General features: G+C 68.2%; 22 protein-coding genes and 1 other RNA gene. 15 read left to right on the forward strand and 8 right to left on the reverse strand.

Going from position 1 to position 26,887, the window contains the following annotated elements:
• Positions 1-42 precede the first annotated feature (42 nt).
• The 5 genes from sbcB to ompA form a co-directional block, all read right to left on the reverse strand.
• Entirely contained in the window at positions 43-1,491 is a 1,449-nt protein-coding gene (gene sbcB, locus ACWHMB_RS14055) for an exodeoxyribonuclease I (RefSeq protein WP_377480997.1), read from the reverse strand.
• Between the two features lie 50 nt (positions 1,492-1,541).
• Positions 1,542-1,917, reverse strand: a transfer-messenger RNA (tmRNA) gene (gene ssrA / locus ACWHMB_RS14060).
• A 14-nt stretch (positions 1,918-1,931) separates the two neighbouring features.
• A complete protein-coding gene (locus ACWHMB_RS14065; RefSeq protein ID WP_377481000.1) occupies positions 1,932-2,600 on the reverse strand; it encodes an HAD family hydrolase in 669 nt (222 codons plus the stop codon).
• Entirely contained in the window at positions 2,600-3,319 is a 720-nt protein-coding gene (ubiG, locus tag ACWHMB_RS14070; RefSeq protein WP_377481002.1) for a bifunctional 2-polyprenyl-6-hydroxyphenol methylase/3-demethylubiquinol 3-O-methyltransferase UbiG, read from the reverse strand. Before ubiG ends, ACWHMB_RS14065 begins: the two co-directional genes overlap by 1 nt.
• Before the next feature lie 170 nt (positions 3,320-3,489).
• On the reverse strand, positions 3,490-4,149 hold the full coding sequence (ompA, locus tag ACWHMB_RS14075; RefSeq protein ID WP_377481042.1) for an outer membrane protein OmpA: 660 nt from the start codon (positions 4,147-4,149) through the stop codon (positions 3,490-3,492).
• Between the two features lie 231 nt (positions 4,150-4,380).
• Between ompA and gyrA the strand changes: the two genes are divergently transcribed.
• The 9 genes from gyrA (at position 4,381) to lapB (ending at position 15,619) form a co-directional block, all read left to right on the forward strand.
• Positions 4,381-7,038, forward strand: a complete 2,658-nt coding sequence (gene gyrA / locus ACWHMB_RS14080; RefSeq protein ID WP_377481005.1) for a DNA gyrase subunit A — start codon at positions 4,381-4,383, stop codon at positions 7,036-7,038.
• Between the two features lie 6 nt (positions 7,039-7,044).
• A complete protein-coding gene (locus ACWHMB_RS14085; RefSeq protein WP_293220802.1) occupies positions 7,045-7,644 on the forward strand; it encodes a hypothetical protein in 600 nt (199 codons plus the stop codon).
• Between the two features lie 54 nt (positions 7,645-7,698).
• Positions 7,699-8,805 carry a prephenate dehydratase gene (gene pheA / locus ACWHMB_RS14090; RefSeq protein WP_377481008.1) on the forward strand — a complete coding sequence of 369 codons (1,107 nt, stop codon included), beginning with the start codon at positions 7,699-7,701 and terminating at the stop codon, positions 8,803-8,805.
• Complete coding sequence (locus ACWHMB_RS14095) at positions 8,798-9,670, forward strand: prephenate dehydrogenase (RefSeq protein WP_293220796.1); 873 nt, start codon at positions 8,798-8,800, stop codon at positions 9,668-9,670. The genes pheA and ACWHMB_RS14095 overlap by 8 nt, the downstream gene beginning before the upstream one ends.
• Before the next feature lie 191 nt (positions 9,671-9,861).
• Positions 9,862-11,865: a bifunctional 3-phosphoshikimate 1-carboxyvinyltransferase/cytidylate kinase gene (locus tag ACWHMB_RS14100; RefSeq protein ID WP_377481011.1), complete on the forward strand. Its 2,004-nt coding sequence runs from the start codon at positions 9,862-9,864 to the stop codon at positions 11,863-11,865.
• A gap of 212 nt (positions 11,866-12,077) precedes the next feature.
• On the forward strand, positions 12,078-13,778 hold the full coding sequence (rpsA, locus tag ACWHMB_RS14105) for a 30S ribosomal protein S1 (RefSeq protein ID WP_377481014.1): 1,701 nt from the start codon (positions 12,078-12,080) through the stop codon (positions 13,776-13,778).
• A 61-nt stretch (positions 13,779-13,839) separates the two neighbouring features.
• On the forward strand, positions 13,840-14,130 hold the full coding sequence (locus ACWHMB_RS14110; RefSeq protein WP_293222904.1) for an integration host factor subunit beta: 291 nt from the start codon (positions 13,840-13,842) through the stop codon (positions 14,128-14,130).
• Positions 14,131-14,169: 39 nt separating this feature from the next.
• Positions 14,170-14,469, forward strand: a complete 300-nt coding sequence (locus ACWHMB_RS14115) for a lipopolysaccharide assembly protein LapA domain-containing protein (RefSeq protein WP_377481045.1) — start codon at positions 14,170-14,172, stop codon at positions 14,467-14,469.
• The gene (gene lapB / locus ACWHMB_RS14120) at positions 14,459-15,619 is read left to right on the forward strand and encodes a lipopolysaccharide assembly protein LapB (RefSeq protein WP_377481016.1); all 1,161 of its coding nucleotides are present in this window, start codon (positions 14,459-14,461) and stop codon (positions 15,617-15,619) included. The genes ACWHMB_RS14115 and lapB overlap by 11 nt, the downstream gene beginning before the upstream one ends.
• A gap of 108 nt (positions 15,620-15,727) precedes the next feature.
• Here lapB and gshA read toward each other — a convergent pair whose 3' ends face one another.
• Together gshA and ACWHMB_RS14130 are read right to left on the reverse strand one after the other, a co-directional pair.
• Positions 15,728-17,290, reverse strand: coding sequence for a glutamate--cysteine ligase (gshA, locus tag ACWHMB_RS14125; protein WP_377481019.1), 1,563 nt, complete (start codon positions 17,288-17,290; stop codon positions 15,728-15,730).
• A 227-nt stretch (positions 17,291-17,517) separates the two neighbouring features.
• The gene (locus ACWHMB_RS14130) at positions 17,518-18,429 is read right to left on the reverse strand and encodes an SDR family NAD(P)-dependent oxidoreductase (protein ID WP_377481022.1); all 912 of its coding nucleotides are present in this window, start codon (positions 18,427-18,429) and stop codon (positions 17,518-17,520) included.
• A gap of 123 nt (positions 18,430-18,552) precedes the next feature.
• Here ACWHMB_RS14130 and ACWHMB_RS14135 point away from each other — a divergent pair, with 123 nt between their 5' ends.
• Both ACWHMB_RS14135 and ACWHMB_RS14140 read left to right on the forward strand, forming a co-directional pair.
• Entirely contained in the window at positions 18,553-19,455 is a 903-nt protein-coding gene (locus tag ACWHMB_RS14135; protein WP_377481024.1) for an NUDIX hydrolase, read from the forward strand.
• Between the two features lie 237 nt (positions 19,456-19,692).
• Positions 19,693-21,240, forward strand: a complete 1,548-nt coding sequence (locus tag ACWHMB_RS14140; protein WP_377481027.1) for an acyl-CoA synthetase — start codon at positions 19,693-19,695, stop codon at positions 21,238-21,240.
• Positions 21,241-21,418: 178 nt separating this feature from the next.
• On the opposite strand, the gene ACWHMB_RS14145 is transcribed toward ACWHMB_RS14140, so the two are convergent.
• On the reverse strand, positions 21,419-21,883 hold the full coding sequence (locus ACWHMB_RS14145) for a MarR family winged helix-turn-helix transcriptional regulator (protein ID WP_293222916.1): 465 nt from the start codon (positions 21,881-21,883) through the stop codon (positions 21,419-21,421).
• A gap of 140 nt (positions 21,884-22,023) precedes the next feature.
• On the opposite strand from ACWHMB_RS14145, the gene ACWHMB_RS14150 reads away from it, so the two are divergent.
• The 4 genes from ACWHMB_RS14150 to ACWHMB_RS14165 are packed head-to-tail and all read left to right on the forward strand — an operon-like array spanning position 22,024 to position 26,756.
• Positions 22,024-23,151, forward strand: a complete 1,128-nt coding sequence (locus ACWHMB_RS14150) for a cupin domain-containing protein (protein WP_447648568.1) — start codon at positions 22,024-22,026, stop codon at positions 23,149-23,151.
• A gap of 49 nt (positions 23,152-23,200) precedes the next feature.
• Positions 23,201-23,908, forward strand: coding sequence for a fumarylacetoacetate hydrolase family protein (locus tag ACWHMB_RS14155; RefSeq protein ID WP_377481030.1), 708 nt, complete (start codon positions 23,201-23,203; stop codon positions 23,906-23,908).
• Positions 23,909-23,934: 26 nt separating this feature from the next.
• Entirely contained in the window at positions 23,935-25,587 is a 1,653-nt protein-coding gene (locus ACWHMB_RS14160; RefSeq protein WP_377481033.1) for a (2,3-dihydroxybenzoyl)adenylate synthase, read from the forward strand.
• 14 nt (positions 25,588-25,601) lie between these two features.
• Entirely contained in the window at positions 25,602-26,756 is a 1,155-nt protein-coding gene (locus tag ACWHMB_RS14165; RefSeq protein ID WP_293221752.1) for an FAD-dependent monooxygenase, read from the forward strand.
• Positions 26,757-26,887: the final 131 nt, after the last annotated feature.

Genomic DNA, 26,887 nt, shown 5'->3' on the forward strand with positions numbered 1-26,887 from the left:
GCGCGTCCATCAAGCGCGGACAGCTTCGCTTTTGATAGCTATTCAACTCTCGGGCGCCAACTGCTCGCCCCACTCGTACAGGGCCTGCAGCACGCCCTGCCCGCGCTCGTCGTCCACCTGCTCGGCCAGCGCGTCGATGCGGTCGAACAGCGCCGCGATGGTCAGCGCCCCGCCTTCGCCTTCCATCAGACGCGCGCTGCGGTGGGCCTGCCACTGCGCCTGCTCGGCCGCGCTCAGGGTGTCGGGGAAATTGCGCGCCCGGTAGCGCAGCAGCAGCTCGGCCAGGCGCTCATCGTCGAAGCCGGTGCGCGCGACGGCCAGCTCGCGCGCATCGAGCGCGCGCAACTGGCTCAAACGCCGCCGGTCGGCATCGCCCAGAAAGCCGCCGTACAGGTCCTCGTCCACGTCCACCGCGGCCCTATCGCCGGGGCGCGCATAGACCTCGGCCCACAGCGCGCTCAGGTCGGGCAAGGCGCGCAGCCGATCCAGGTGCGTCTGCGCGAGGCCGAAGTCGATGCCCCAGCGCTCGGCCTGCTGGGGCCGCAAGGTCTTCACGTTGCCGATGACGATGGGCGACTTGTTCAGGTGCACGCCCTTGAGCGCCAGGCGCGTCACGCCCTCGGGCAAGTCGGCCGTGGCGGTGAACAGGCGCGCGCGCACCTCGTCGGGTTTCAGCTCGGCCAGCTCGCTCGGGTCGAAGGCCAGGTCCCAGGCCAGCAGCTCGTTCTTGTTGGTGGGGTGCATCGCCAGCGGCGCCATCAGCGCAATGCAGCCGCGCGCGGCGCCGAAGCGGCCGCTGACGTGCAGAAAGGGCCGCGCCTCGCGCAGCGTGGTGGGCAGGCCCAGCTCCTGCGCCACGCGGTCCTTCTTGCGCAGCGCCAGGCAAAAGTCGAACAGCCGCGGGTTGGTGCCGCGGACGAGGCGCGCCAGCGCGATGGTGGCGCGCACGTCCGACAGCGCGTCGTGCGCGCTCTCGTGCGCCAGGCCGTTGGCGGCCGACAGGCGCTCCAGCTTGAAGGAGGTGGTGCCGTCGTCGGCCTGGGGCCACTCGATGCCTTCGGGCCGCAGCGCGTGGGCACAGCGCACCACATCGAGCAGGTCCCAGCGCCCGCAGCCGTCACGCCACTCGCGCGCGTAGGGATCGATCAGGTTGCGCCACAGCAGAAAGCGCGTCACCTCGTCGTCGAAGCGAATCGAGTTGTAGCCCACGCCGACGGTGCCCGGCTGCCCCAGCGCGGCGTTGACCTGCTCGGCAAAGCGATGCTCGGGCAGGCCCTTGGCGGCGCACTCCTGCGGCGTGATGCCGGTGATCAGGCAAGCCTCGGGCTCGGGCAGGCGATCCTGCGGTGGCTGGCAGTACAGCATCAGGGGCGCGCCGATCTCGTTCAGCTCGGCATCGGTGCGAATGGCCGCGAACTGCGCCGGCCAGTCGCGCCGCGGCCGCGTGCCAAAGGTTTCATAGTCGTGCCAGAGAAAGGTGGGCGAAGGCATGGCGGGCACCAAACAAAAGCCCCAACCGTTGCCGGTTGGGGCTTGACATATGGTGGAGCTGGGGGGACTTGAACCCCCGTCCGCAAATCTTCCACGCCCAGTTCTACATGCTTAGCGGTCTGATTTGAGTCTCGCCACCCGCATCGCGCAGTCGCACGCTATGCGGGCAGCCAGTGCCCTTGAATCTCGCCTGCGCCCAAGGCACCCGGATGCAGGCCAGCCGATGTGGATTCCCTCGCAGCCGGGACGGCTTGCGCCGCCCTTGCCCAGCCCATCGGCCTGCTGTTGCGAGGCTCACCGGTGTTTAGGCGGCGAGTGCGAAACGTTCGTCGTTTGCAGTTAGTTTGTTTCAGCGGTTTTACGAGGTGACTGAACCTCGGCATGCCCTGAGGCGATTCCAACCCACGTCGAAACCAATGCAGCCCCTGGAACCTGACATTTTAGGCCGAATCGAGCCAGTTCAAGAGCTCGATCGGCTGGTCGATCACCGCATCGGCCGGCCAGGCGTCGACCCGGGCCTGCGCGCCCAGGTAACCATAGCGGGCCGCGACGGTGCGCAGGCCGGCCGCCTTGCCGGCCTGCATGTCGCGCTCGTCGTCGCCCACGTAGATGCAGTGCGCCGGCGCCGCACTGGCCTGGCGCATGGCCTCGATCAGGGAGGCGGGGTGCGGCTTGAGGTGAGGCGTGGTGTCGCCGCACACCATGACGCGGGCGCTGGCGAAAAGCGGCAGGCTGGCCGTCAGCGGCAGGGTGAAGCGCGCCGCCTTGTTGGTCACCACGCCCCAGTCGAGACCGCGTTCGCGCAGCGCCTGGACCAGCCGCTCGACCCCGTCGAAGGGTCGGGTGGTCTGCGTCATGACCTGTTCGTAGCGCAGCAAAAATTCGTCGCGCAGATCACCATAGCCGGGGTCGGCCGGCGCCAGCCCGAAGGCCACCTTGAGCATGCCGCGCGCGCCCGAGCCGGCGCTGCTGCGATATTGCTCCGGGGCCAATGACGGCAGGCCGCGCGCACGCCGCATGTCGTCGGCGGCGTGGCCCAGGTCGGTGGCGCTGTCCAGCAGGGTGCCGTCGAGGTCGAACAGCACGCAGCGCACGCCGCGCGAGGGCATCACGGCGTGGCGCGCACCGGCTTGCGGGCGGCGACCATGTAGTTGACCGCGCAGTCATCCGTCAGCCGGTAGCGGCGCGACACGGGGTTGTAGGCGAGGCCGCTGCTGCGCTGCAAATCCAGGCCCGCCTCGCGGCAAAAGCGCGCCAGTTCGCTCGGTCGGATGAAGCGCGTGTATTCGTGCGTGCCGCGGGGCACCAAGCTCAGCACGTATTCGGCACCCACGATGGCCAGCGCAAACGAGCGCGGGTTGCGGTTGATGGTGGAGAAAAACACCGTTCCGCCCGGCTTGACCAGCGCCGCGCAGGCGCGAACCACCGAGGCGGGGTCGGGCACGTGCTCCAGCATTTCCATGCAGGTGACGGCGTCGAACGTGCCCGGCGCCTGGGCGGCCAAGTCCTCGGCCGCAACGGCGCGGTAAGCCACGCGCGGCGTTTGCGCCTCCAGCGCATGCAGCTGGGCGACCTTGAGGGACTTTTCCGCCAGGTCGATGCCCAGCACGTCGGCGCCACGGCGGGCCATGGCATCGGCCAGGATGCCGCCGCCGCAACCCACGTCCACGACGCGGGTGCCGTTCAGGGAGTGGATGCGGTCGATCCAGTCCAGGCGCAGGGGGTTGATCTGGTGCAGGGGGGCGAATTCGCCGTCCAGGTCCCACCAGCGGTGGGCCAGGGCAGAAAACTTGGCCAGTTCGGCCTGATCGACATTGCTTGCGGACATGGCGCGATTGTCCCACGCCACCCGATCCGCCTCGTGACGCCGGGTGCAAAGACACCGCTCGATACCCGCTCAAGCGAAGCAAACAAAAAGCCTTGGAGGCTTGTGCCTCCAAGGCTTTTGCGGGTGATTCCGGATAACCGGAATCAGCGACCGATGGATCGACGAAACGATCAGTTGGCGCGCGTACCGACCACTTCGATCTCGACGCGACGGTTCTTGGCGCGGCCGGCGGCGGTCTTGTTGCTGGCGATGGGCTGCGACTTGCCCTTGCCTTCGGTGTAGACGCGGTTGCGCTCGATGCCCTTGGACACCAGGTAAGCCTTGACGGCCTCGGCGCGACGCACCGACAGCTTCTGGTTGTAGGCCACCGAACCGATGGAGTCGGTGTGACCGACGGCGATGATCACTTCCAGGTTGATGCCCTTGATCTTGCTGACCAGGTCATCCAGCTTGGCGCGGCCTTCGGGCTTGAGCACGGCCTTGTCGAAATCGAAGAACGCGTCGGCGGCGAAGGTGACCTTCTGGGCGGCGACCGGAGCCGGGGCAGGAGCCGGGGCGGGCGCAGCAGCCGGGGCGGGCGCAGCAGCCGGGGCCGGAGCCGCCTTGGGCGCTTCCTGGGCGCCGTCGCAGCCGACGGCCGCGGTGGCGGGCGTCCAGCTGGCATCACGCCAGCACAGTTCGTTGGTGCCGTTCTTCCAGACCAGCTCGCCGGTGCCGTTTTGCCAGTTGTCGATGACGTTGCCGCCATTGGCAGCCTTCACTTGCGCGACAGCAGCCGTAGCGATGGCAGCAGAGGCAAACAAGACCGCGATTTTGTTCAGTTTGTTCATGATTCTCCTCATGGGAAAAAGCCGCAGCCGGGCTGCGAAAAACGGACGCTTCAAGTGACCACCACCGAAAACGCTGAAATTGATTGTGCCACACGTCCCCGCGCAAACCGAAGCAAACGGGGCCCGCAAGCCCGCAGCCGGGCCCGAAATTCGCTGTTCCGTTGCCTTCAAGCAACAACCCAAAGCCCCTAAAATCATCGGTTTTCGCCCGCACGGCACGCCTGCATATATATGACTTCATTCGCCAAGGAAACCCTCCCGGTCACGCTCGAAGAGGAGATGCGGCGAAGCTATCTGGATTACGCCATGAGCGTGATCGTGGGCCGGGCGCTGCCCGATGCGCGCGATGGCCTCAAGCCCGTGCACCGGCGCGTGCTGTACGCCATGCACGAGCTGAACAACGACTGGAACCGGCCCTACAAGAAGTCGGCGCGCATCGTCGGCGACGTGATCGGCAAGTACCACCCGCACGGCGACAGCGCGGTCTACGACACCATCGTGCGCATGGCGCAGGACTTTTCTTTGCGCCACATGCTGGTGGACGGCCAGGGCAACTTCGGCAGCGTGGACGGCGACAACGCCGCCGCCATGCGCTACACCGAAATCCGCCTGGCCAAGATCGCGCACGAGATGCTGGCCGACATCGACAAGGAAACCGTCGACTTCGGCCCCAACTACGACGGCAGCGAGACCGAGCCGCTGGTGCTGCCCACGCGCCTGCCCAACCTGCTGGTCAACGGCTCGGGTGGCATTGCGGTGGGCATGGCCACCAACATTCCGCCGCACAACCTGAACGAGGCGGTGGACGCCTGCCTGCACCTGCTGCGCCAGCCCGAGGCCAGCCTGGACGAGCTGATGGAGATCATCCCGGCGCCGGACTTTCCCACCGGCGGCGTCATCCACGGCATCCAGGGCGTGCGCGAGGGCTACCGCACCGGGCGCGGCCGCGTGGTGATGCGCGCCAAGTGCCATTTCGAGGACATCGACCGCGGCCAGCGCCAGGCGATCGTCGTCGACGAGCTGCCCTACCAGGTCAACAAGAAGACGCTGCAAGAGCGCATGGCCGAACTGGTGCACGAGAAAAAGCTCGAAGGCATCAGCCACATCCAGGACGAGTCGGACAAGTCGGGCATGCGCCTGGTGATCGAGCTCAAGCGTGGCGAAGTGCCCGAGGTGGTGCTGAACAACCTGTACAAGCAGACCCAGCTGCAGGACACCTTCGGCATCAACATGGTGGCGCTGATCGACGGTCAGCCCCGGCTGTGCAACCTCAAGGACCTGCTCGACGTCTTCCTGCAGCACCGGCGCGAGGTGGTGACGCGGCGCACCGTGTTCGACCTGCGCAAGGCGCGCGAGCGCGGCCACGTGCTCGAAGGCCTGGCCGTCGCCCTGGCCAACATCGACGAGTTCATCCGCATCATCCGCGAGTCGCCCACGCCGCCGGTGGCCAAGGCCGAGCTGATGGCGCGCAGCTGGGACAGCCAGATCGTGCGCGAGATGCTCACGCGCACGCGCGCCGATGGCGTGCTCATCAGCGCCGACGACTACCGGCCCGACGACCTGGACCGCCAGTGCGGCCTGCAGGCCGACGGCCTGTACCGCCTGTCGGACACGCAGGCGCAGGAGATCCTGCAAATGCGCCTGCAGCGCCTGACGGGGCTGGAGCAGGACAAGATCATCGCCGAGTACAAGGACGTGATGGCGCAGATCGACGACCTGCTGGACATCCTGGCGCGGCCCGAGCGCGTCTCGGCCATCATCGGCGAGGAGCTCACCGCGCTGCGCACCGAGTTCGGCCAGACCAAGGCCGGCGCGCGCCGCTCCACCATCGAGCCCAACGCGCAGGACCTGGCCACCGAGGACCTGATCGCACCCACCGACATGGTGGTCACGCTCAGCCACACCGGCTACATCAAGGCCCAGCCGCTGTCCGAATACCGCGCACAAAAGCGCGGCGGGCGCGGCAAGCAGGCCACGGCGACCAAGGAAGACGACTGGATCGACCAGCTCTTCATCGCCAACACGCACGACTACATCCTGTGCTTTTCCAACCGCGGCCGGGTGTACTGGCTCAAGGTGTGGGAGGTGCCCTCGGGCTCGCGCGGCTCGCGCGGGCGGCCCATCGTCAACATGTTCCCGCTGGCCGAGGGCGAGAAGGTCAACGTGGTGCTGCCGCTGACGGGCGAGATGCACACCTTCCCCGAGGACCGCTACGTCTTCATGGCCACGTCCATGGGCACGGTCAAGAAGACCATGCTGTCCGAGTTCAGCAATCCGCGCAAGGCCGGCATCATCGCCGTCGACCTGGACGAGGGCGACTACCTGATCGGCGCCGCGCTGACCGATGGCGCGCACGACGTGATGCTGTTCAGTGACGGCGGCAAGGCCGTGCGCTTCGACGAGAACGACGTGCGCCCGATGGGCCGCGGCGCGCGCGGCGTGCGCGGCATGTCGCTGGAAGAAGGCCAGAGCGTGATCGCCATGCTGGTGGCCGACGGCGAGGCCGGCACCGCGCAGGCCGACGCCGAAACCCGCACCAGCGTGCTCACCGCCACCGAAAACGGTTACGGAAAACGCACCAACATTACCGAGTACACGCGTCACGGCCGCGGCACCAAGGGCATGATCGCGATCCAGCAAAGCGAGCGCAACGGCCGCGTCGTGGCCGCCACGCTGGTCGGCGCCGACGATGAGATCATGCTCATCACCGACAAGGGCGTGCTGGTGCGCACCCGCGTCAGCGAGATCCGCGAGATGGGGCGCGCCACGCAAGGCGTCACGCTCATTGCGCTGGACGATGGCACGCAGCTCAGCGGCTTGCAGCGCATCGTGGAAAATGACGCCCAGGAGGCGGGCGACGACCCCCAAACCACTGAACCCACGGAGTAATCCATCTTGAAGACTTCCTTTCCCAAACTGTCGGCAACGGTCCTGTTCGTGGCCCTCTGCGCCGTATCCACCGGCGCCAGCGCCCAAGACGCCAAGAAGGCCATGGCCACCAAGCTGGCCCAGATGCAGGCCAAGTCCGACGGCGCCGCCCTGGCCAACCAGCTGACCGCCGATGCGGTGCAACTGCCCCTGTCGGCCTGGTCGCAGCGCCTGGACGAGTCCGTGCCGCCGGCGCGCCAGAAGGACGTGCGCGACAAGCTGGACGTCGAGCTGAAGAAGTTCGCCGACAACACGCACAAGGCCATCGAGGCGCAGGTGAGCAAGGCCGCCGAAACGGCGCTGGTGCCGCTGTTCATGGACAAGCTGAGCGAAGACGAGATGAAGACCGTCATCGCCTACATGGAATCGCCCGCCGCGGTCAAATTCCAGTCGCTCAGCGGCGACGCGGGCAATGCCTGGGCGCAAAAGGTGATCGACGCCACGCGCTCCACGGTCGAGGCCAACGTCAAGTCCTTCGACGCCGCCGCGACCAAGATCGTGGGCGTGCCCGCCACGCCGCCGGCTGGTGCCCCCGCAAACGGCGCCGCCTCGGGCAGCAAGAAGTAAGCCCATCGTCCCTCCGACGCCGGCCTCCATGATGGCCGGCGCTTTTTTGACAGTATGAGCAACGCCCCCATCCAAACCGAAGCCCTGGCGCGGCTGCGCACGCGCATCGACGCCTTGGACAGCCAGCTGCTGGCCCTGCTCAACGAGCGCGCCCGCGTGGCCGAGGAAGTGGGCGCGCTCAAGCGCCAGGAAGGCACGCCTTTTTTCCGCCCCGACCGGGTGGCCCAGGTGATCGCCAAGGTGCAGCAGGCCAACCCCGGCCCCCTGCTCAACCAGCACGTGGCCGCCATCTGGCGCGAGGTCATGTCGGCCTGCCTGGCGCTGGAGGTGCCGCAGCGCGTGGCCGTGCTGGGCCCCGAGGGCACGTTCACCGAGCAGGCCGCGGTCGAGTTTTTCGGCAGCGCCGCCAACCTGATCTATTGCCAGAGCTTCGACGAGGTGTTTCACGCCACGGCCGCCGGCACCGCGCAGTTCGGCGTGGTGGCGGTCGAAAATTCCACCGAAGGCGTGGTGGCGCGCTCGTTCGACCTGTTCTTGCATTCGCCGGTGCACATCGTCGGCGAGGTGAGCCTGCTGGTGCGCCACAACCTGCTGCGGCGCAGCGCGGAGCTGGACGGCATCGAGGTCGTCATGGCCCATCCCCAGGCGCTGATGCAATGCCACCGCTGGCTGTCGCAGCACCTGCCGCACGCCGAGCGCCGCGCGGTGTCCAGCAACGCCGAGGGCGCGCGCCTGGCGGCCGAGCACCCCGCCTGGGCCAGCCTGGCCAGCGAACGCGCGGCCGCGCAGTTCGGCCTGCACATCGTGGCCCACGCGGTGCAGGACGAGGCCTACAACCGCACGCGCTTCGCCGTCATCTGCCTGCCGCAGACGCTGACCATGCCGGTGCCCACGGGGCGCGACTGCACCAGCATCGTGGTGTCGGTGCCCAACAAGCCCGGCTCGGTGCACGACATGCTGACGCCGCTGAAAAAGCACGGCGTGAGCATGACGCGCTTCGAGTCGCGCCCCGCCAAGTCGGGGCAGTGGGAGTACTACTTCTACATCGACATCGCCGGCCACCCGAGCGAGCCATCCATCGCCGCCGCGCTGGACGAGTTGCGCGCGCTGTGCGCGTTCTACAAGGTGCTGGGCGCCTATCCCCTGGGAAACGATGTTTGAACAACTCGGACTGATCGGCTGCGGCCTGATGGGCGGCTCGTTCGCGCTGGCGCTCAAGCGCGCCGGCCTGGTGCGCCGCGTGGTGGGCTACAGCAAGTCGCCCTCCACCACCGAGCGCGCGCGCCAGCTGGGCGTGATCGACATCGAGGCACCGTCGGCACTGCAGGCGGTGTCGGGCTCCGACCTGGTGCTGCTGGCGGTGCCGGTGGCCGCCACCGAAACCACCTTCAAGTCGATCCGCCACCTGCTGACGCCCGAGATGCTGGTGATCGACGTCGGCTCGACCAAGCGCGACGTGGTGGATGCCGCGCGACGCACGCTCAAGACCAGCGTGGGCGCCTTCGTGCCCTGCCACCCGATCACCGGGCGCGAGGTGGCCGGGGTCGAGAACGCCGACGCCGACCTGTACAAGGGCAAGCAGGTGATCCTGACGCCGATCGAGCGCACGCTGACGCGCAAGATCGAGCAGGCCACCGCGCTGTGGAAGGCGCTGGGCTGCCGCGTGTTCAGCATGTCGCCCGAATCGCACGACGCCGCGTTTGCCGCCGTCAGCCACCTGCCGCACCTGATCGCCTTCGCGCTGATGAACAGCCTCACCGGCCAGCCGCACGGCAAGGACTACCTGTCCATGGCCGGTCCCGGGTTTCGCGACTTCAGCCGCATCGCCGCCAGCGACCCGCAGATGTGGCGCGACGTGCTGATCGCCAACCGCGAGGAGCTGGCGGCGCAGACGCGCCACTTCCAGCAGGCGCTGGCCCAGCTCGAGCAGCTGATCGCCACCGGCCAGGCCGACGCGCTGGAGCAGCTCATCACCCAGGCCAGCCACGCCCGCGCCACGTGGCGCGTGTCCCCTGGCGCGCAATAGCGTGGACCACCGCCGTTGCTTCACTCGCTGCGCGATGTTGCGCCTCCCCCCTCCAGGGGGCATCGCCGGTGACCGGGGAAACCCCGGCCACGGCGATTGCTGGCATGGCCTGCTCCGCGGCCATCGGATTCCCGCCTCCTCCGTCGCCACCGAGCACACTCCCGCCAACCGCCACCGACCCGCGCAGCGCCTTGTACGACCTTCCTAGTCTCGACGTCCCGGCGCTGTCCGCCGTCAATGGCCGCGTGCGCCTGCCCGGCTCCAAGAGCATCTCCAACCGCGTGCTGCTGCTGGCCGCGCTGTGCAGCGGCCGCACGGTGCTGCACGAGCTACTCGATTCGGACGACACCCGGGTCATGCTGCAGGCGCTGCGCCTGCTGGGTTGCGGCGTGGCGCTGGAGGGCACGCGCGCCACCATCGACGGGCTGGGCGACCGGCCGCGGCAGGCGCAGGCCGACCTGTTCCTGGGCAACGCCGGCACCGCCATGCGACCGCTCACCGCCGCGCTGGCCGTGCTGGGCGGCGCCTACACCCTGCACGGCGTGCCGCGCATGCACGAGCGCCCCATCGGCGACCTGGTCGACGCCCTGCGCGCGCTGGGCTGCCGCATCGACTACACGGGGCAGGCGGGCTATCCGCCGCTGACCATCGGCACGCCGGCGCTGCGGCTCGACCAGCCCATCCCGGTGCGCGGCGATGTCTCCAGCCAGTTTCTCACCGCGCTGCTGATGGCGCTGCCGCTGGCGGCCGACCAGGCGCCGGCCGGCGGCATCGTGATCGAGGTGCAGGGCGAGCTGATCTCCAAGCCCTACATCGACATCACGCTGAAGCTGATGGCGCGCTTCGGCGTGGCGGTGCAGCGCGAGGGCTGGCAGCGCTTCACCATCGCGCGCGACAGCCGCTACCGCTCGCCGGGCGAGATCCAGGTCGAGGCGGACGCCTCGTCTGCTAGTTATTTCATAGCTGCCGGCGCTTTGTCGACGGGCGCCAGTGGCCAAAATGGCTTGAAAATCGAAGGCGTGGGCCTGGATTCGATCCAGGGCGACATCCGCTTCGTCGACGCCGCGCGGCAGATGGGCGCCGACATCACGGGCGAGCCGGGTGCGCTGCGCGTGCGCCCCGGCCGCCAGCCGCTAGCCGCGATCGACCTCGACTGCAACCCCATCCCCGACGCCGCCATGACGCTGGCGGTGATGGCCCTGTATGCGGACGGCCCCAGCACCCTGCGCAACATCGCCAGCTGGCGCGTGAAAGAAACCGACCGCCTGGCCGCCATGGCCTGCGAGCTGCGCAAGCTGGGCGCCACGGTCGACGAAGGGCCCGACTTCCTGCGCATCGTGCCGATCGCGCCGGGGCACTGGCGCGCCGCGTCCATCGCCACCTACGACGACCACCGCATGGCCATGTGCGCCTCGCTGGCCGCCTTCAACCCCGACGGCGTGCCGGTGCGCATCGAAGACCCGCGCTGCGTGGCCAAGACCTTCCCCGACTACTTCGAGACCCTGTTCGGCATCGCCCAGCCGCGCGCCGACGTGCCCGTCATCTGCATCGACGGCCCCACCGCCTCGGGCAAGGGCACCCTGGCCGCCGCGCTGGCCGCGCGCCTGGGCTGGCACTACCTCGACTCGGGCGCGCTGTACCGCCTGACCGGCCTGGCGGCGCGCCGCCACGGCGTGGCGCTGGACGCCGCGCACGAGCCGCGCCTGGCCGAGCTGGCGCGCGCCCTGCCCCTGCGCTTTGCCGACGGCCGCGTGTGGCTGGGCGACGAGGACGTGAGCGAGGCCATCCGCGCCGAGCAGGCCGGCATGGACGCCTCGCGCGTATCCGCCCTGCCCGCGGTGCGCGCGGCCTTGTTCGAGCTGCAGCGCGGCGCGGCCCGCCTGCCGGGCCTGGTGGCCGACGGGCGCGACATGGGCACCGTGATCTTTCCGGCCGCGCCGCTCAAGGTCTTTCTCACCGCCGGCGTGCAAGAGCGCGCCGAGCGCCGGCACCGCCAGTTGCAGGCTCGGGGCGTTTCTGTTACACTTGAGAGTCTTCGCGCAGACTTGCAGGAGCGCGACGCGCGCGATCAGGCGCGTGCCACGGCCCCGCTCAAGCCTGCCCCAGATGCGCTGCTACTCGACAACTCCGCTTTGTCGATCGAGCAATCGGTCGAGCAGGTGTTGGCCTGGTGGCAGGCAAGGCAGCCTTTCTGACCCACGGGCCAGGCTGGCGCCGCAAAGCGAACGGCGACTTGCGCACTTGCAGGACGCCGTTCAACCGGTCCCACCGGCTCGCGACTGGCACCTTCCGTGTGCACCGAGCCTGAGTGGTTGTTCAACCTTTAACCGCGGCCTTCGCGCCGTCAACACCTTCCGCCACACAGTCTTTGAAGCGATTGCAATCGTGCCGTCGCAAACCTGCGTGCGTGGACAAGGAAACCCACATGTCCGAATCTTTTGCCCAGTTGTTCGAAGAGTCCCTGCAGCGCACCGTGATGCGCCCGGGAGAAGTCATCCCCGCCGAGGTGGTGCGCGTCGAACACAACTTCGTCGTCGTCAACGCCGGCCTCAAGTCCGAGGCCTACATCCCGATCGAGGAATTCAAGAACGATCAGGGCGAGCTCGACGTCGAGCCCGGCGCCTTCGTGCCGGTGGCCATCGGCTCGATCGAAAACGGCTACGGCGACACCATCCTGAGCCGTGACACCGCCAAGCGCCTGGCCTCGTGGCTGGCGCTCGAAAAGGCGCTGGACTCCGGCGAATTCGTCACCGGCACCACCAGCGGCAAGGTCAAGGGCGGCCTGACGGTGCTGGTCAACGGCATCCGCGCCTTCCTGCCCGGCTCGCTGGTCGACACCCGTCCCACCAAGGATCTGACTCCGTACGAAAACAAGACGATGGAGTTCAAGGTCATCAAGCTCGACCGCAAGCGCAACAACGTGGTGCTGAGCCGCCGCGCCGTGGTCGAGGCCAGCATGGGCGAAGAGCGCGCCAAGCTGATGGAGACCCTGAAGGAAGGCGCCGTGGTGCACGGCGTGGTCAAGAACATCACCGAGTACGGCGCGTTCGTCGACCTGGGCGGCATCGACGGCCTGCTGCACATCACCGACATGGCCTGGCGTCGCGTGCGCCACCCCAGCGAGGTGGTGCAGACCGGCCAGGAGATCACGGCCAAGATCCTCAAGTTCGACACCGAGAAGCAGCGCGTCAGCCTGGGCCTCAAGCAGATGGGCGACGACCCGTGGATGGGCGTCAGCCGCCGCTACCCGCAGGGCACGCGCATGTTCGGCAAGGTCACCAACATCGCCGATTACGGCGCCTTTGTCGAGCTCGAGCCCGGCATCGAGGGCCTGGTGCACGTGTCCGAGATGGACTGGACCAACAAGAACGTCGCCCCGAGCAAGATCGTCTCCATGGGCGACGAGGTCGAGGTCATGATCCTGGAGATCGACGAGGACAAGCGCCGCATCTCCCTGGGCATGAAGCAGTGCCGCGCCAACCCGTGGCAGGAGTTCGCGCAGAACACCAAGCGCGGCGACCGCGTGCACGGTCCGATCAAGTCGATCACCGACTTCGGCGTGTTCGTCGGTCTGGCCGCCGGCATCGACGGCCTGGTGCACCTGTCCGACCTGTCCTGGAACGAGCCCGGCGAAGCCGCCGTGCGCAACTACAAGAAGGGCCAGGACGTGGAAGCCATCGTGCTGGCCGTGGACGTGGAGCGCGAGCGCATCAGCCTGGGCATCAAGCAGCTCGACCAGGACCCGTTCACCACCTTCGTCACCGTCAACGACAAGGGCCAGACCGTCACCGGCACCGTCAAGACGGTGGACGCGCGGGGCGCCGAGATCGACCTGGGCAACGACGTGGTGGGCTACCTGCGCGCCTCGGAGATCAGCCGCGACCGCGTGGAAGATGCCAGCCAGGTGCTGAAGGTGGGCGACGAGGTGACCGCCGTGGTGGTCAACGTCGACCGCAAGACGCGCAACATCCAGCTGTCGGTGCGCGCCAAGGACGCCGCCGACCAGCAGGAAGCCATGGCCAGCCTGAGCCAGAACAGCGGCAACGCCGGCACCACCAGCCTGGGCGCCCTGCTGCGTGCCAAGCTGGACAACAACGAGTCCAAGTGATGTTGCGGGACGGCTCACGGCGCGCGCAGCGCGGCGTGGGCTGTCTCCAAGCGACTGGATCATGACCCGTTCCGACCTCGTCGAGCAACTGGCCGAGCGCTTCGGCCAGCTGACCCAGCGCGACGCCGACAGCGCCGTCAAGGCCATCCTGGAGGCCATGGGCGACTCGCTGGTGCGCGGCCATCGCATCGAAATCCGCGGCTTCGGCAGCTTCTCGGTCACGCACCGTCCGCCGCGCATGGGGCGCAACCCGCGCACCGGCCAGAGCGTGCCGATCCCCGAGCGCCGCGTGCCGCACTTCAAGCCGGGCAAGGCCCTGCGCCAGGCCATCGAGACGCCGCCCAGCCGCTAAAATTCGCGGATTCCGCAAGGGGAATCCATGACCGGACTCATCCGGCTGCTGAAGTGGATACTGAAGGCAGCCGTTTTTTTTGCCCTGTTCGCGTTCGCCCTCAACAACCAGCAGGACGCCACGGTGCACTTGGCCTTCGGCCGTCAGTGGCGCGCCCCCATGACCCTGATCGTGCTGGCCGCCTTTGCCCTGGGCATGGTGGTGGGCGTGCTGGGCATGCTGCCCAGCTGGTGGGCGCGGCGCGGCCAAATGACGCCCACGCCGCCCGCCGCCCCGGCGCCCCCGGCGCCCCCGGCCCTGGCCGGCCAAGCCCCCGTGACGCCACCCGATGGAATTTGACTTCACCTGGATCCTGCTGGGCCTGCCGATCGTCTTCGCGCTGGGCTGGCTGGCCTCGCGGCTGGACCTGCGCCAGCTGCGTATCGAGGACCGCCAGGCGCCCAAGGCCTATTTCCGCGGCCTGAACTATCTGCTCAACGAGCAGCAGGACCAGGCCATCGACGCCTTCATCGAGGCGGTGCAGAAAGACCCCGACACCTCCGAGCTGCACTTTGCCCTGGGCAACCTGTTTCGCCGCCGCGGCGAGACCGAGCGCGCGGTGCGCGTGCACGAGCACCTGCTGGCGCGCGCCGACCTCAGCCGCGACGACCACGAGCGCGCACAGCACGCGCTGGCGCAGGACTTTCTCAAGGCCGGCCTGCTCGACCGCGCCGAGGACGCGCTGCACAAGCTCGACGGCACGCGCTACCAGGAGCAGGCATGGCTGACGCTGCTGTCGCTGCACGAGCGTTCACGCAGCTGGCCGCAGGCGGCCGAGGTCGCGCGGCGCCTGCAGCAGGCCGGGCACGGCGACTTCAGCGCCCGGCTGGCGCACTACCAGTGCGAGCAGGCCGCGCAACTGCTGCACAAGAAGGGCGATGCCGCCGCCGCGCGCCAGCTGCTGGCCCAGGCCATCGCCGGTGCGCCGCAGGCGGCGCGCCCGCGCATCCAGCTGGCCGGCATGCTGGCCGAGGCCGGCGATGCCGCCGGCGCCTACGAGCAGTTGGTGCAGGTGGCCGAGCACGCACCGCAGGCGGTGCCGCTGATCGCCAGCGAATGGGTGCGCCTGGCGCGCCGGGCCGGGCGCCTGCCCGAGCTCGTCGAGCAGCTCGGCCACAGCTACGCCCTGACCCCCTCGGTGGACGTGGCCGACGCGCTGGTGCAGGCCGACGTGGCGCGCGGCGCGCCGATCCAGCGGGCGCGCGAGGGCTATGTGCGGCACATGGCGCAAGAGCCCTCGCTGATCGCCGCCTCGCGCTGGCTGGCGCACGAGCCCTTTGCGCACGAGGGCGCGCACGCCACGGTGCAGCGCTCGGTCGAGCACGCCGCCCGCCCGCTGGCGCGCTACCGCTGCGCGGCCTGCGGCTTCGAGACCCAGGGCTACTTCTGGCAGTGCCCGGGCTGCCTGGCCTGGGAGAGCTTTCCGCCGCGGCGCATCGAAGAACTGTGAGCGGGCGGCCTGCGCCAAGATACTACGATAACGATAGCTGCTCGCGCTTGATTCATGAGCGCTGGAGCCCGATTTCGTTTAAATCCCGGCACGCCGTGACGCACACCGTCAAATCGCCGCTTCGCTGTCCATGTTGGCCTGCGCGCCCGGTGCCAGGCGCTCGGGCGAGACGTAGGCCTGGCGAAAGGTCTCGAAGTCCACGCGGTCGCTCGCCTCGATGCGTTTTTGCTCGGCCCAGGACTCGGCCGCCAGCGCGTCGAAGCGCTGCTTGAGCGCGGCCGGATAGGGCCGCGCCAGCAGCTCGGCGCGCGAGCGCTGCGCGCAGGCGCGCACGAAGTCGATGTAGCTGCCCTGGTGCTGCTCGCGCACGCGGCGCAGCACACGCGCCGAGGGCAAGTCGTCGAAAGCCTTGAAAGCGTCCTGCGCCCGCGCCAGCGCGGCGGCGTAGCGCGTGGCGCCGTCCACCCGGTCCATGGTCTGCGCGATCGGCGCCAGCTGCGCCAGCAGCTCCTCGGCCCAGTCGGTCAGCCGCACCGCCTGGCCCGCGCGCTCCAGCTGCAGGCCCGGCTCGCGCCCGCGCGCGGCCGTCAGGTGCTGGTTGCGCTTGAGCGCGGCGATCTCCTGCGGCGTGTCGGGCGGGCTGTCGGTCAGCAGGCAGTGCAGCAAGAAGAGGTCGAGAAAGCGCGCGGTGTCGGGGTGGATGCCCACGGTCTCGAACGGGTCCAGGTCCATCAGCCGCACCTCGACGTATTCGACGCCGCGCTCGCGCAGCGCGTGCAGCGGGCGCTCGCCCGAGCGGATCACGCGCTTGGGCCGAATGGTGCCGTAGAACTCGTTTTCGATCTGCAGCAGCGTGGTGGCCAGCTGGTTGTATTCGCCGCCCAGGTTGCGGATGCCGATGGCCTCGTAGGCCGGATAGGGCCGGGTCAGCGCCTCTTCCAGCGAATCGGCATAGCTGTCCAGGCAGTTGTAGCTGACGGCGATCGAGGCCTGAGCGTCGCTCTGGTAGCCCAGGCGCCCCATGCGCAGCGAGGTGGCGTGCGGCAGATGCATGCTGGCCTCGCCCAGCGGCTGCAGGCCGTGGTCGCGCCCGGCGACGAAGGGCGCGTCCAGCACCGGCGAGGCGCCGAACAGCACCAGCAGCAGGAAGGCGTTGCGGCGAAAGTTGCGGATCAGGCCGAAGTAGTCGTCGTTGCCCAGGCCCGGCAGCGACCAGTTGTAGTGGATGCCGGCAATGGTCTGCATGCGCCGCCCGTAGCGGTGCCCCAGCCCCATGCGGTACACGCTCTTGGCGCGCCCGACGTTGGAGGTGCCGTACACCCCCAGCGGAATGTTCTCGTCGGTCGGCAGGCGGCAGGGCATGCTGGCCACCCACAGGCTTTCCTCGCCGAGGGCCGCCATCTCGTGGGCGACCACCTGGTGGATCTCGGTCAGCTCGTTCAGGCAGGCCGCCGCATCGCGGTGCACGCCGGTGACCAGCTCGATCAGCGACTCGCTGTAATCGGTGGTGATGTGCGGATGCGTGAGCGGCGCGCCCAGCGCGGCCGGGTGCGGCGTCAGGGCCAGCGTGCCATCGGGCTGCGCGCGCAGGCTTTCCTTCTCGATGCCTCGACCGATGCCCTGCAGCCGCTCGGCCGACAGCGCTGCCAGCCGGTCCCTCAGCTTGTTCATCGTCTTGTCCTTGGTGAATCCGAAAGGGGGAATGGGCTCGGGCGCCCGCCCGGCACAGCCGCCACGTGGGGGGCGCGCGGCGAAATTGCAAGGCCCGAACACACCTGCTTTCAGGCGCCCGGGCCGGCAAGCTCATTCACGCTTTCGCCGGGCGAGCACGGTAACACAGGGTGCCAATCCCGCGCTGGCCGGGGTGCTTGCCCGGCCAGCGCCACCCAGCCGCGACTTCAACGCCGCGCCGCCTTGGCCAGGCGCATCTCGTTTTCGCCCTGCCCGGCGCCGCTGCCGGGCACGCTCATGCCGGCCAGGTCGCCCACCTGCGGCAGCGCCGCCAGCAGGCGCTCGGGCGTGTCGGGCGTCAGGCCCAGGTGCAGGCCGTGCGACAGCGTGAGGTTGGCCATCTCGTAGCTGCCCGCGCCGGCGCAGAAGATGGCGCGCGTGGGGGCGGACTCGCTCACCGCCACCAGCATGGCGGGCACCACCGCATCGGGCTTGAAGGCGTCCAGCATGTCGGGCGGAAACAAGTTTTCGGTCATGCGCGTGGCGGCCGTCGGCGCCAGGCAGTTGACGCGGATGCCGTGCTTTTCGCCTTCCAGGCTCAGCGTCTGCATCAGGCCCACCAGCGCCAGCTTGGCCGCGCCGTAGTTGCTTTGGCCGAAGTTGCCGTACAGCCCGGTGGACGAGGTGGTCATCAGGATGCGGCCGTACTTTTGCGCCTGCATGATGGGCCACACGGCCTTGCTGGTGTGCACCGCGCCCATCAGGTGCACGTCCAGCACCAGGCGAAAGTCGGCCAGCTCCATCTTGGCGAAGGTCTTGTCGCGCAGGATGCCGGCGTTGTTGACCAGCACGTCGACGCGCCCCCAGGCGTCCATGGCCTGCTGCACCATGGCCTGCACGGCGGCGAAGTCGGTGACGGAGGCGCCGTTGGCGATCGCCTCGCCGCCCAGCGCCTTGATCTCGTCGACCACCTTTTGCGCCGCCGTGGCCGAGCCGCCGGTGCCGTCGACCGCGCCGCCCAGGTCGTTGACCAGCACCTTGGCGCCGCGCCGCGCCAGCCCCAGCGCGTGCAGGCGCCCCAGGCCGCCGCCGGCGCCCGTCACGATGGCGACACGGCCCTTGAAATCGATCTTTTCCATGCTTTCACTCGCTCCTGCTGATTGCAACGTCATTGACTGCATGCACTGTAATGGACGCGCGCCGCGCGCCCTGTCACGCGGCTGACCGTACGTGGGGGCCGCGCGGTATCACAATGGCTCGCCATGCAAGCCAAGGACATCACTCTCGACACCCCGCCGCGCGACGCCGCCAGCGTGCTCCTGCTGCGTGACGGCGCGGCGGGCCTGGAGGTGCTGCTGATGCGCCGCCACGCCAACTCCAGCGTGCTGGGCGGTGCCTACGTCTTTCCCGGCGGCAAGCTGGAACGCAGCGACTCGGACCACGCCATGCAAGCGCGGCTGGACGTCCCCGCGGCGGCACTGCACGCGACACTGGGCGAAGCAAGCCTGAGCGTCGACTTTGCCGCCGGCCTGTTTGTCGCGGCGCTGCGCGAGGCGTTCGAGGAGTCGGGCGTGCTGCTGGCCACGCAGGCCGGCCAACCCCTGAGCGCCGACGCGCAGCACCGCGCGACCGCCGCCGTGCGCTCGGGCACGCCCTTGGCCACGCTGCTGGCCCGGCACGACTGGCGCCTGGACACCCACGCGCTGGCGCCCTGGTCGCGCTGGATCACGCCGCGCCGCCCGACCATGATGAACCGGCGTTTCGACACGCGCTTTTTTCTGGCCGCCGCGCCCGCCGCACAGGACGTCCGGCACGACGACCACGAGGTCACCGAAGCACGCTGGCTGACGCCGCGCGCGGCGCTCGGCCAGTACCGCGATCAGAAAATCGACATGGCCGCCCCGCAAATCGTCAGCCTGATGCAGCTGCTGCGCTTTGCCGACGTGGCCTCGGCGCTGGCCGACGCCCGCACGCGAGCGCCGCCGCTGGTGGAACCGCACACGCTGGAGCAGGGATCGGATCGCATCCTGTGCTATCCGGGCGACCCCGACTACCCGCTGGCCGCGCCCGCCCTGCCGACCATCACGCGCCTGATCTGGCGCAACCAGCGCTTTGTGCCGCCCGATGGGTTTGACGCTTACCTGAATGAAAGCGCGCGGGAGTGATGCGCCGCCAAGCCGCGAAACTGCAAAAAGCATCTGAACGCAGAGGGCGCAGAGGACTCGCAAAAGGGCGCAAAAAATACCAGGCATTGACTATTGAAACAGTAGCTGTTCACGCCTTCTGTATAAGCGCTAGGCGCATATTTGATCAAATTTTTGTCTTCTTCTGCGTCCTCTGCGAATCCTCTGCGCCCTCTGCGTTCGGCTGTTTTGAAACCCTCACCACCCGGAGACTCCACCATGCACCCCATCACCCGCCGCCAGACCCTGGGCGACCTGTTGCGCCGCACCGCGCAGCGCCTGCCCCACAAGCTGGCCGTGCGCTGCGGCGACACGCGCTGGACCTATGCCGAGTTCGACACCCTGGTCACCCGCCTGGCCGCCGGGCTGACGCAGCGCGGCATCGCGTACGGCGACCGCGTGGCCGTGCTGGCGCGCAACTCGCACGGCTTTGCCGCGCTGCGCTTTGCGCTGGCGCGCTTGGGCGCCGTGCTGGTGCCGATCAACTTCATGCTCAAGGCCGACGAGGTGGCCTACATCCTGCGCCACGCCGGCGCCAAAACGCTGGCCACCGACAGCGGCCTGGCCGAGCTGGCGCGCGCCGCCGCGGCACTCGACACGCAGGTCGAGGACTTCATCTGGCTGCCGTCCGAAGCCCCCAGCACCGCCGTGCCCGGCATGGCCGGCTTTGACGAGCTGGCGGCCTGCACAGCGCCCCTGCCCGACACCCCCCTGCAAAGCACCGACCTGCTGCAGATCGTCTACACCAGCGGCACCGAAAGCTCGCCCAAGGGCGCCATGCTGACCCACGACGCCGTGTTGTGGCAATACGTCAGCTGCTGCATCAACGCCGAGGTGGCCGAGCACGACGTGGCCCTGCACGCGCTGCCGCTGTACCACTGCGCGCAGCTGGACGTGTTTTTCGGCCCCGCCATCTACATCGGCAGCGAGAACCACATCACCGCCACGCCCACGCCCGACAAGCTGCTGCCCCTGATGCAAGAGCGCGGCATCACCAGCTTCTTCGCGCCGCCCACGGTGTGGATCGCCCTGCTGCGCTCGCCGCTGTTCGACCAGACCGACCTGTCGAAACTGGCCAAGGGCTACTACGGTGCCTCGATCATGCCGGTGGAGGTGATGAAGGAAATCGCCCGCCGCCTGCCCCACCTGCGCCTGTGGAACCTGTACGGCCAGACCGAGATCGCGCCGCTGGCGACGATGCTGGGCCCCGACGACCAGTTGCGCAAGCCCGGCTCGGCCGGCCGCGCGGTCATCAACGTCGAGACCCGCGTGGTCGACGACGCCATGCGCGACGTCGCCGTCGGCGAAGTCGGCGAGATCGTGCACCGCTCGCCGCACCTGATGCTGGGCTACTTCCACGACGACGAGCGCACCGCCGCGGCCTTCTCGGGCGACTGGTTCCACTCGGGCGACCTGGGCACCATCGACGATGAGGGCTACATCACGGTCGTCGACCGCAAGAAGGACATGATCAAGTCCGGCGGCGAAAACGTCGCCAGCCGCGAGGTGGAGGAAATGATCTACCGCCTGCCCCAGGTCAGCGAAGTCGCCGTCATCGGCCTGCCCGATGCGAAGTGGGTGGAGGCCGTGACGGCGGTGGTGGTGCTCAAGGCTGGCCAGGAGCTGACCGAAGCGGCATTGATCGCCCATTGCACCCAGCAAATGGCCGCCTTCAAGGCGCCCAAGCGCGTGATCTTTACCGACGCCCTGCCCAAGAACCCCAGCGGCAAGCTGCTCAAGCGGCAGTTGCGCGAGGCGTATCGGTGAATCGGACGACGGTTCGCAATAGCGCCGCCTTCTAGTTAAATCGACCTCTGGCGCCCATCGATCAAGCGCGACAAGCTATTCTTAAAATAGCAATCGCCAGCATGTGAGGGCGATGTCTGCGACCGTCACGTGTTCACGCATCAGGGCAGCCCGCGCAACTCGATTCGGGCTGCGCACATCATGTGGGCTCGGATCTGCTGTCCTCATCACCGCCGCCCCGGTCGGTCAGCACCGCCAGCATGCGCATGAACGGCGCACGCTCGGCCTCGGGCAATGGGGCCAACATGCGCTCCTGCGCGCGCCGAACCGCCGGTTGTACATCGGCCAGCAATGCGTGGCCATCATCCGTCAGGCGCAACAGGCGCACCCGCCGGTCCGTCGCGCTGCTGCCGCGTGCCAGCAGGCCGCGCTTTTCCAGGCGATCGAGAACGCTGCCAATGGTCGACGTGTCAAAGCGGATCATCCCGGCAAGGGTGCGCTGGTCGATGTCGGGATGGGCGGCGACGGCCGACAAGGCTCCGAACTGCACCGGCGTGATACCCCACGCCTGCGTTTCGGACATGAACGCGGCCACCGCGATCTGCTGCAGTCGGCGTATGAAATAGCCGGGGTACTCTTCGAGTTCATCGGGGCTGGGGCGCATCGATCGGGTTCTCCAGTGGCGGCGCGTCGTGCTGCGGAAGCGCCTGCACAAGTCATCGGCATCTTGACACAGGACAAATAATAAGCATACTGATCATCAGTTTGCGTTTTGACTTCAGCCCCGCTGAAGGAGTCTCTCTCATGACCAACGGCGCCACCCTGCCCGCCCAGCCCCACGACCCTGCGCCCCCCCGACAGCCCGAACCGAGCCCGGCGCTGGGCGCGCTGTACCGCGATTTCGAGCGGGAAAACCTGAACCCGCTGTGGACGCAGATCGGTGACCTGATGCCGATGCACCCGCAAAGCAAGGCCAGTGCCCATATCTGGCGCTGGAACAAGCTGCTGCCGCTGGCGCGCGAGGCCGGCCGCCTGGTGCCGGTGGGCCGTGGCGGCGAGCGCCGCGCGATCGCGCTGGCCAACCCATCGCTCGGCGGACGGCCCTACGCTACACCGACGTTGTGGGCTGCGATCCAGTACCTGATGCCGGGTGAGAACGCACCCGAGCATCGCCACACCCAGCATGCGTTTCGCTTCGTGCTCGAAGGCGAAGGCGTCTGGACGGTGGTCAACGGCGACGCAGTGCGCATGTCGCGCGGCGACTTCCTGCCCCAGGGCGGCTGGAACTGGCACTCGCACCACAACGCCGCCACCGAGCCAATGTCCTGGATTGACGGACTGGACATCCCGTTCGCCTACTACAGCGAGTTGGCGTTCTTCGAGTTCGGCCGCGATGCACTCTCGAAAGAAGAGTGCTCCACGCCTGCCCTGTCTCGCTCGGAGCGGCTTTGGGCCCATCCCGGTCTGCGCCCGGTGGCGCAGTTGCAGGACTTGCCGACCTCGCCGTTGCTGGCCTACCGCTGGGTCGATACCGACCGCGCGCTGAACGAGCAACTGGCGCTGGAGGCCGAAGGCTACGCCGCCACGCTCAGCCCTGGCCACGCGGCAGTGCGCTACACCAACCCGACCAACAGCCGCGACGTGCTGCCCTCGATCCGCTGCGAGATGCACCGCCTGCGCCCCGGCACCAGCAGCACGCCGCGGCGCGAGGTCGGCTCTTCGGTTTACCAGGTTTTCAACGGCAGCGGCAGCGTAATCGTCGGCGAGCAGCACTGGAAGGTCGAGCATGGCGACCTGTTCGTCGTGCCCTCCTGGCAAACCTTCAGCGCGACCAGCGGTGCCGGCACGACCGCGATGGACCTGTTCCGCTTCAGCGACACGCCGATCTTCGAAGCCCTGCACGCCTGGCGCGGCCAGGACGTCAGCGCCTGACAGCTCCTTCCCCCCGTTTCGATCACCCTCCCCAAGGACGACCCCATCCATGAATGCCGCTTCCTACCTATGGGCTCCACCCGCCGTCGCCAGCGCCGCCGTGCAGGGCAGCGCCCAGCGCCTGCCCGTCAACCGCCTGTTCTTCGTCGGCCGCAACTACCACGCGCACGCCGCCGAAATGGGCAAGCCGGTGGACAAGAGCGTCGAGCGGCCGTTTTACTTCACCAAGTCTCCCACCACGCTCACGCCCTCGGGCAGCACCACGCCCTATCCGAGCGAGACGAACAACTACCACTACGAAATGGAACTGGTACTGGCCATTGGCAAGGCCGGTTTTCGCATTCCGGCCAAACAGGCGCACGAACACGTTTACGGCTACGCCTGCGGCCTGGACATGACGCGGCGCGACCTGCAACTGGTGGCGCGCGACAAAGGCCGTCCCTGGGATCTGGGCAAGGACGTCGAGCATTCCTCGGTAATTTCCGAGATCGTCCCGATGCCCGGCCGGGTCATAGCCTGCGGCGCGATCACGCTCTCGGTCGATGGCCAGGTCAGGCAGCAGTCGAGCATCGACAAGCTGATCTGGAACATCCGCGAAATCGTCGCCGACCTCTCGCTGTTTTATCACCTGCAGCCCGGCGACCTGATCTACACCGGCACGCCTGAGGGCGTGGGCCCGGTGGTTACGGGCAACCACCTCGCCGGCCATATCGAAGGCGTGGGCGAAATCACGCTCACCATCGGCCCGGCCGCCTGAACTACCGGAAACGCAAGGAGACACACATGCAGCAAGGATGCGTTTTCTGGCCCAAAGAGGCCGCCAGGCACTACCGCGAATCGGGCCTCTGGAGCGGTCAGACCCTGTGGGACATGATGGCCCAAAGCATCGCGCGCACGCCGGACAAAACCGCCCTCGTCTCGGGCGAGTTGCGCCTGAACTACCGCGCGCTGGACGAGCAGTCGGCCAGCCTCGCCGCCGCCCTGCTGGCACGCGGCCTGCAGCCGCTCGACCGGGTGGTCCTGCACCTGCCCAACGGCGTGGAATTCATCCTCTACTACCTGGCGCTGGTGCGCATCGGCGCGATTCCGGTCATGGCGCTGCGCGCGCACCGCGACACAGAAATCCGCCACTTCACGCGTGCCTCGCAGGCTGTGGCCTACATCGCGCCGGACGCGATCCGGGGCTTTGACTACCGCGCGCTGGGCCAGGCGCTGCGGCAGGAGTTTGCCCACTTGAAGCACGTCGTCATCGTCGGCCAGGCCGGCGCCGGACAGATCAGCCACGAGGAGCTGGTGCGCGAAGGCCAGGCCATGACGGATCGGCAGCTGCGCCTGGCCGCCGTGCGCGTCGATGCCGAGGCCGTCGGCACCATCCTGCTGAGCGGCGGCACCACGTCGCTACCCAAGCTGATTCCACGCACGCACCAGGACTACGTTCTCAATGCACGCTTGTGCGGCGCCGCCACGGGCTTCAATGCCGACACGGTGTTCATGCCCATCCTGCCGCTGGCGCACAACTACAACCTGTGCTCGCCCGGCATCCTGGCCACCTTCTGCTACGGCGGCACCGTGGCGCTGTGCCCGTCGACCGAAACCGCCGATATCTTCCAGACGGTGCAGCAGCATGGCGTCACCGTCATCGCCGCGGCGCGGCCGCTGGTGGCGCGCTGGCTGGACGACGCCAGCATCGGCCAGTACGACCTGTCCTCGCTCAAGGTGGTGCAAAACGGCGGCACGCGCATGCCGCCCGAGTTTCGCCGTCGCATGATGCAGGAGCTGCACGTCACGCCGCAGGAGGTCTACGGCACCGCCGAGGGCCTGATCAACATGACGCCGCTGAACGCCAGCGAGGACATCCTGCTCAACAGCTCGGGCGAGCCGGTGAGTGAATTCGACGAAATCAAGATCATCGACGAAGAGGGCAACGAACTGCCCGATGGCGTCGCCGGCGAGCTGGTCACGCGCGGGCCTTACACCATTTGCGGCTACTACGATGCCCCCGAGGTCAACGCCAGCGCCTTCACACCCGACGGTTTCTACAAGATGGGCGATGTGGTGCGCAAGCACGGGCGCACGCTCTACGTCGAAGGACGCAAGAAGGACGTGATCAACCGCGGCGGCGAAAAAATCGACTGCGAAGACGTCGAGAACATCCTGCTGCTGCACCCGGCGGTGCAAACCGCCAGCTTGGTGGCCATGCCGGACAAGGAATTCGGTGAAAAAGCCTGCGCCTTCGTCGTGCTCAAGGCTGGCCAGCCGTTCAGCTTCGCCGACATGGTGGCACACATGAAGCGCATCAAGGTGGCCGCGTTCAACATCCCCGAGCGCCTGGAAGTCGTCGACGCCTTGCCCACCAGCCCGGTGGGCAAGGTGCTCAAGCGCGAGCTGCGCCAGATCATCACCGACCACCTGGCGCGCGAAGCCACCGGCCAATAGCAGGAGCATTTCCCATGAAAATCGACATCATCGGCGCCGGCCCCGCCGGCCTGCATTTCGCCTCGCTCATGAAGCGCCTGAACCCGCGCCACGAGATCACCATCCACGAGCGCGGACCGCGCAGCGCCACCTGGGGCTTCGGCGTGGTGTTTTCCGACCAGGCGCTGGACTTTCTGCGCACCGACGACAACGAGCTGTTCGAGTACCTGCGCCCGCACATGGAGAGCTGGAGCGACCTCACGATCAACCACAACGGCACCAGCGTGCCGATCGCCGGCAACGGCTACGCCGCGATCGGACGGCTGCAAATGCTCTCGCTGCTGTACCAGCACGTCGAGCGCCTGGGCGTCACGATCCGCTTCGACACCGAGATCACGTCGCTCGCGCAGCTCAAGGGCGCCGACCTGATCCTCGCGGCCAACGGCGCGTCGTCCTGGGTGCGCGAGGAAAACCGCGACAAGTTCGCCACCACCACCGACATCCGGCCCAACAAGTTCATGTGGTGCGGCTCCACCATGCCGTTCGACACCCTGAGCCTGAGCTTCCACGAAACCGGCACTGGCGTTTTTTGCGCGCACCACTATCGCTACACGCCGGCGATGAGCACCTTCCTGATCGAGGTGACCGACGAGACCTGGAAGCGCACCGGATTCGATCGCATGAGCAACGACGAGGCCATGCGCCATTGCGAAAAAGTCTTCGCGCGCGAGCTGGGCGGCCACCCCATCCTGTCAAACAACTCGTACTGGCGCAATTTCCCGGTGATCTGGAACGGGCGCTGGCACTTCGACAACGTGGTGCTGATGGGTGACGCGCTGCGGCCGGCGCACTTTTCCATCGGCTCGGGTACGCGCATGGCGATGCTCGACGCCGTGGCGCTGTGCAACGCGTTCAGGGAAACCGACGACGACGTGCCTGCCGCGCTCGCGCGCTTTCGCGAGCTGCGCATGCCCGTAATGAAGAAAATCTGGGACGCCGCCAATCGCAGCATGCGCTGGTACGAGGAGATGGACAAACTCGTGCCAACCCAGAACGCGATCGAATTCGCCTACGACTACATGACCCGCACCGGCCGGATCAGTCACGCCAAGGTGCGCGAGATCGATCCGCGCCTTGCCGCCGCCTACGAAAGTCAGCACCCGGAAGTCCTCGACGCTCCCGGGGCTTGATGCCCCGGCCGCTTCCACGGCCAGGCCGCGCTCCCTCAGGATTTCCGTGGTGGCGCCTTGTGGCCACCGGCCGACCCAAAAAAGTACATCGCACTTGAGCACACGTCACAGGGCGGTATGCCGCGTGGGCT

The sequence above is a fragment of the Ottowia pentelensis genome (assembly GCF_964341695.1).

Bases quoted from the DNA above. Each gene is read 5' to 3' on its own strand.
- sbcB (WP_377480997.1), bottom strand. From the start codon at position 1,491: ATGCCTTCGCCCACCTTTCTCTGGCACGACTATGAAACCTTTGGCACG.
- ACWHMB_RS14065 (WP_377481000.1), bottom strand. From the start codon at position 2,600: ATGCCCTCGCGCGGCGTGCGCTGCGTGCTGTTCGACCTCGACGGCACC.
- ubiG (WP_377481002.1), bottom strand. From the start codon at position 3,319: ATGTCCGCAAGCAATGTCGATCAGGCCGAACTGGCCAAGTTTTCTGCC.
- ompA (WP_377481042.1), bottom strand. From the start codon at position 4,149: ATGAACAAACTGAACAAAATCGCGGTCTTGTTTGCCTCTGCTGCCATC.
- gyrA (WP_377481005.1), top strand. From the start codon at position 4,381: ATGACTTCATTCGCCAAGGAAACCCTCCCGGTCACGCTCGAAGAGGAG.
- pheA (WP_377481008.1), top strand. From the start codon at position 7,699: ATGAGCAACGCCCCCATCCAAACCGAAGCCCTGGCGCGGCTGCGCACG.
- ACWHMB_RS14095 (WP_293220796.1), top strand. From the start codon at position 8,798: ATGTTTGAACAACTCGGACTGATCGGCTGCGGCCTGATGGGCGGCTCG.
- ACWHMB_RS14110 (WP_293222904.1), top strand. From the start codon at position 13,840: ATGACCCGTTCCGACCTCGTCGAGCAACTGGCCGAGCGCTTCGGCCAG.
- lapB (WP_377481016.1), top strand. From the start codon at position 14,459: ATGGAATTTGACTTCACCTGGATCCTGCTGGGCCTGCCGATCGTCTTC.
- gshA (WP_377481019.1), bottom strand. From the start codon at position 17,290: ATGAACAAGCTGAGGGACCGGCTGGCAGCGCTGTCGGCCGAGCGGCTG.
- ACWHMB_RS14130 (WP_377481022.1), bottom strand. From the start codon at position 18,429: ATGGAAAAGATCGATTTCAAGGGCCGTGTCGCCATCGTGACGGGCGCC.
- ACWHMB_RS14135 (WP_377481024.1), top strand. From the start codon at position 18,553: ATGCAAGCCAAGGACATCACTCTCGACACCCCGCCGCGCGACGCCGCC.
- ACWHMB_RS14140 (WP_377481027.1), top strand. From the start codon at position 19,693: ATGCACCCCATCACCCGCCGCCAGACCCTGGGCGACCTGTTGCGCCGC.
- ACWHMB_RS14145 (WP_293222916.1), bottom strand. From the start codon at position 21,883: ATGCGCCCCAGCCCCGATGAACTCGAAGAGTACCCCGGCTATTTCATA.
- ACWHMB_RS14150 (WP_447648568.1), top strand. From the start codon at position 22,024: ATGACCAACGGCGCCACCCTGCCCGCCCAGCCCCACGACCCTGCGCCC.
- ACWHMB_RS14155 (WP_377481030.1), top strand. From the start codon at position 23,201: ATGAATGCCGCTTCCTACCTATGGGCTCCACCCGCCGTCGCCAGCGCC.
- ACWHMB_RS14160 (WP_377481033.1), top strand. From the start codon at position 23,935: ATGCAGCAAGGATGCGTTTTCTGGCCCAAAGAGGCCGCCAGGCACTAC.
- ACWHMB_RS14165 (WP_293221752.1), top strand. From the start codon at position 25,602: ATGAAAATCGACATCATCGGCGCCGGCCCCGCCGGCCTGCATTTCGCC.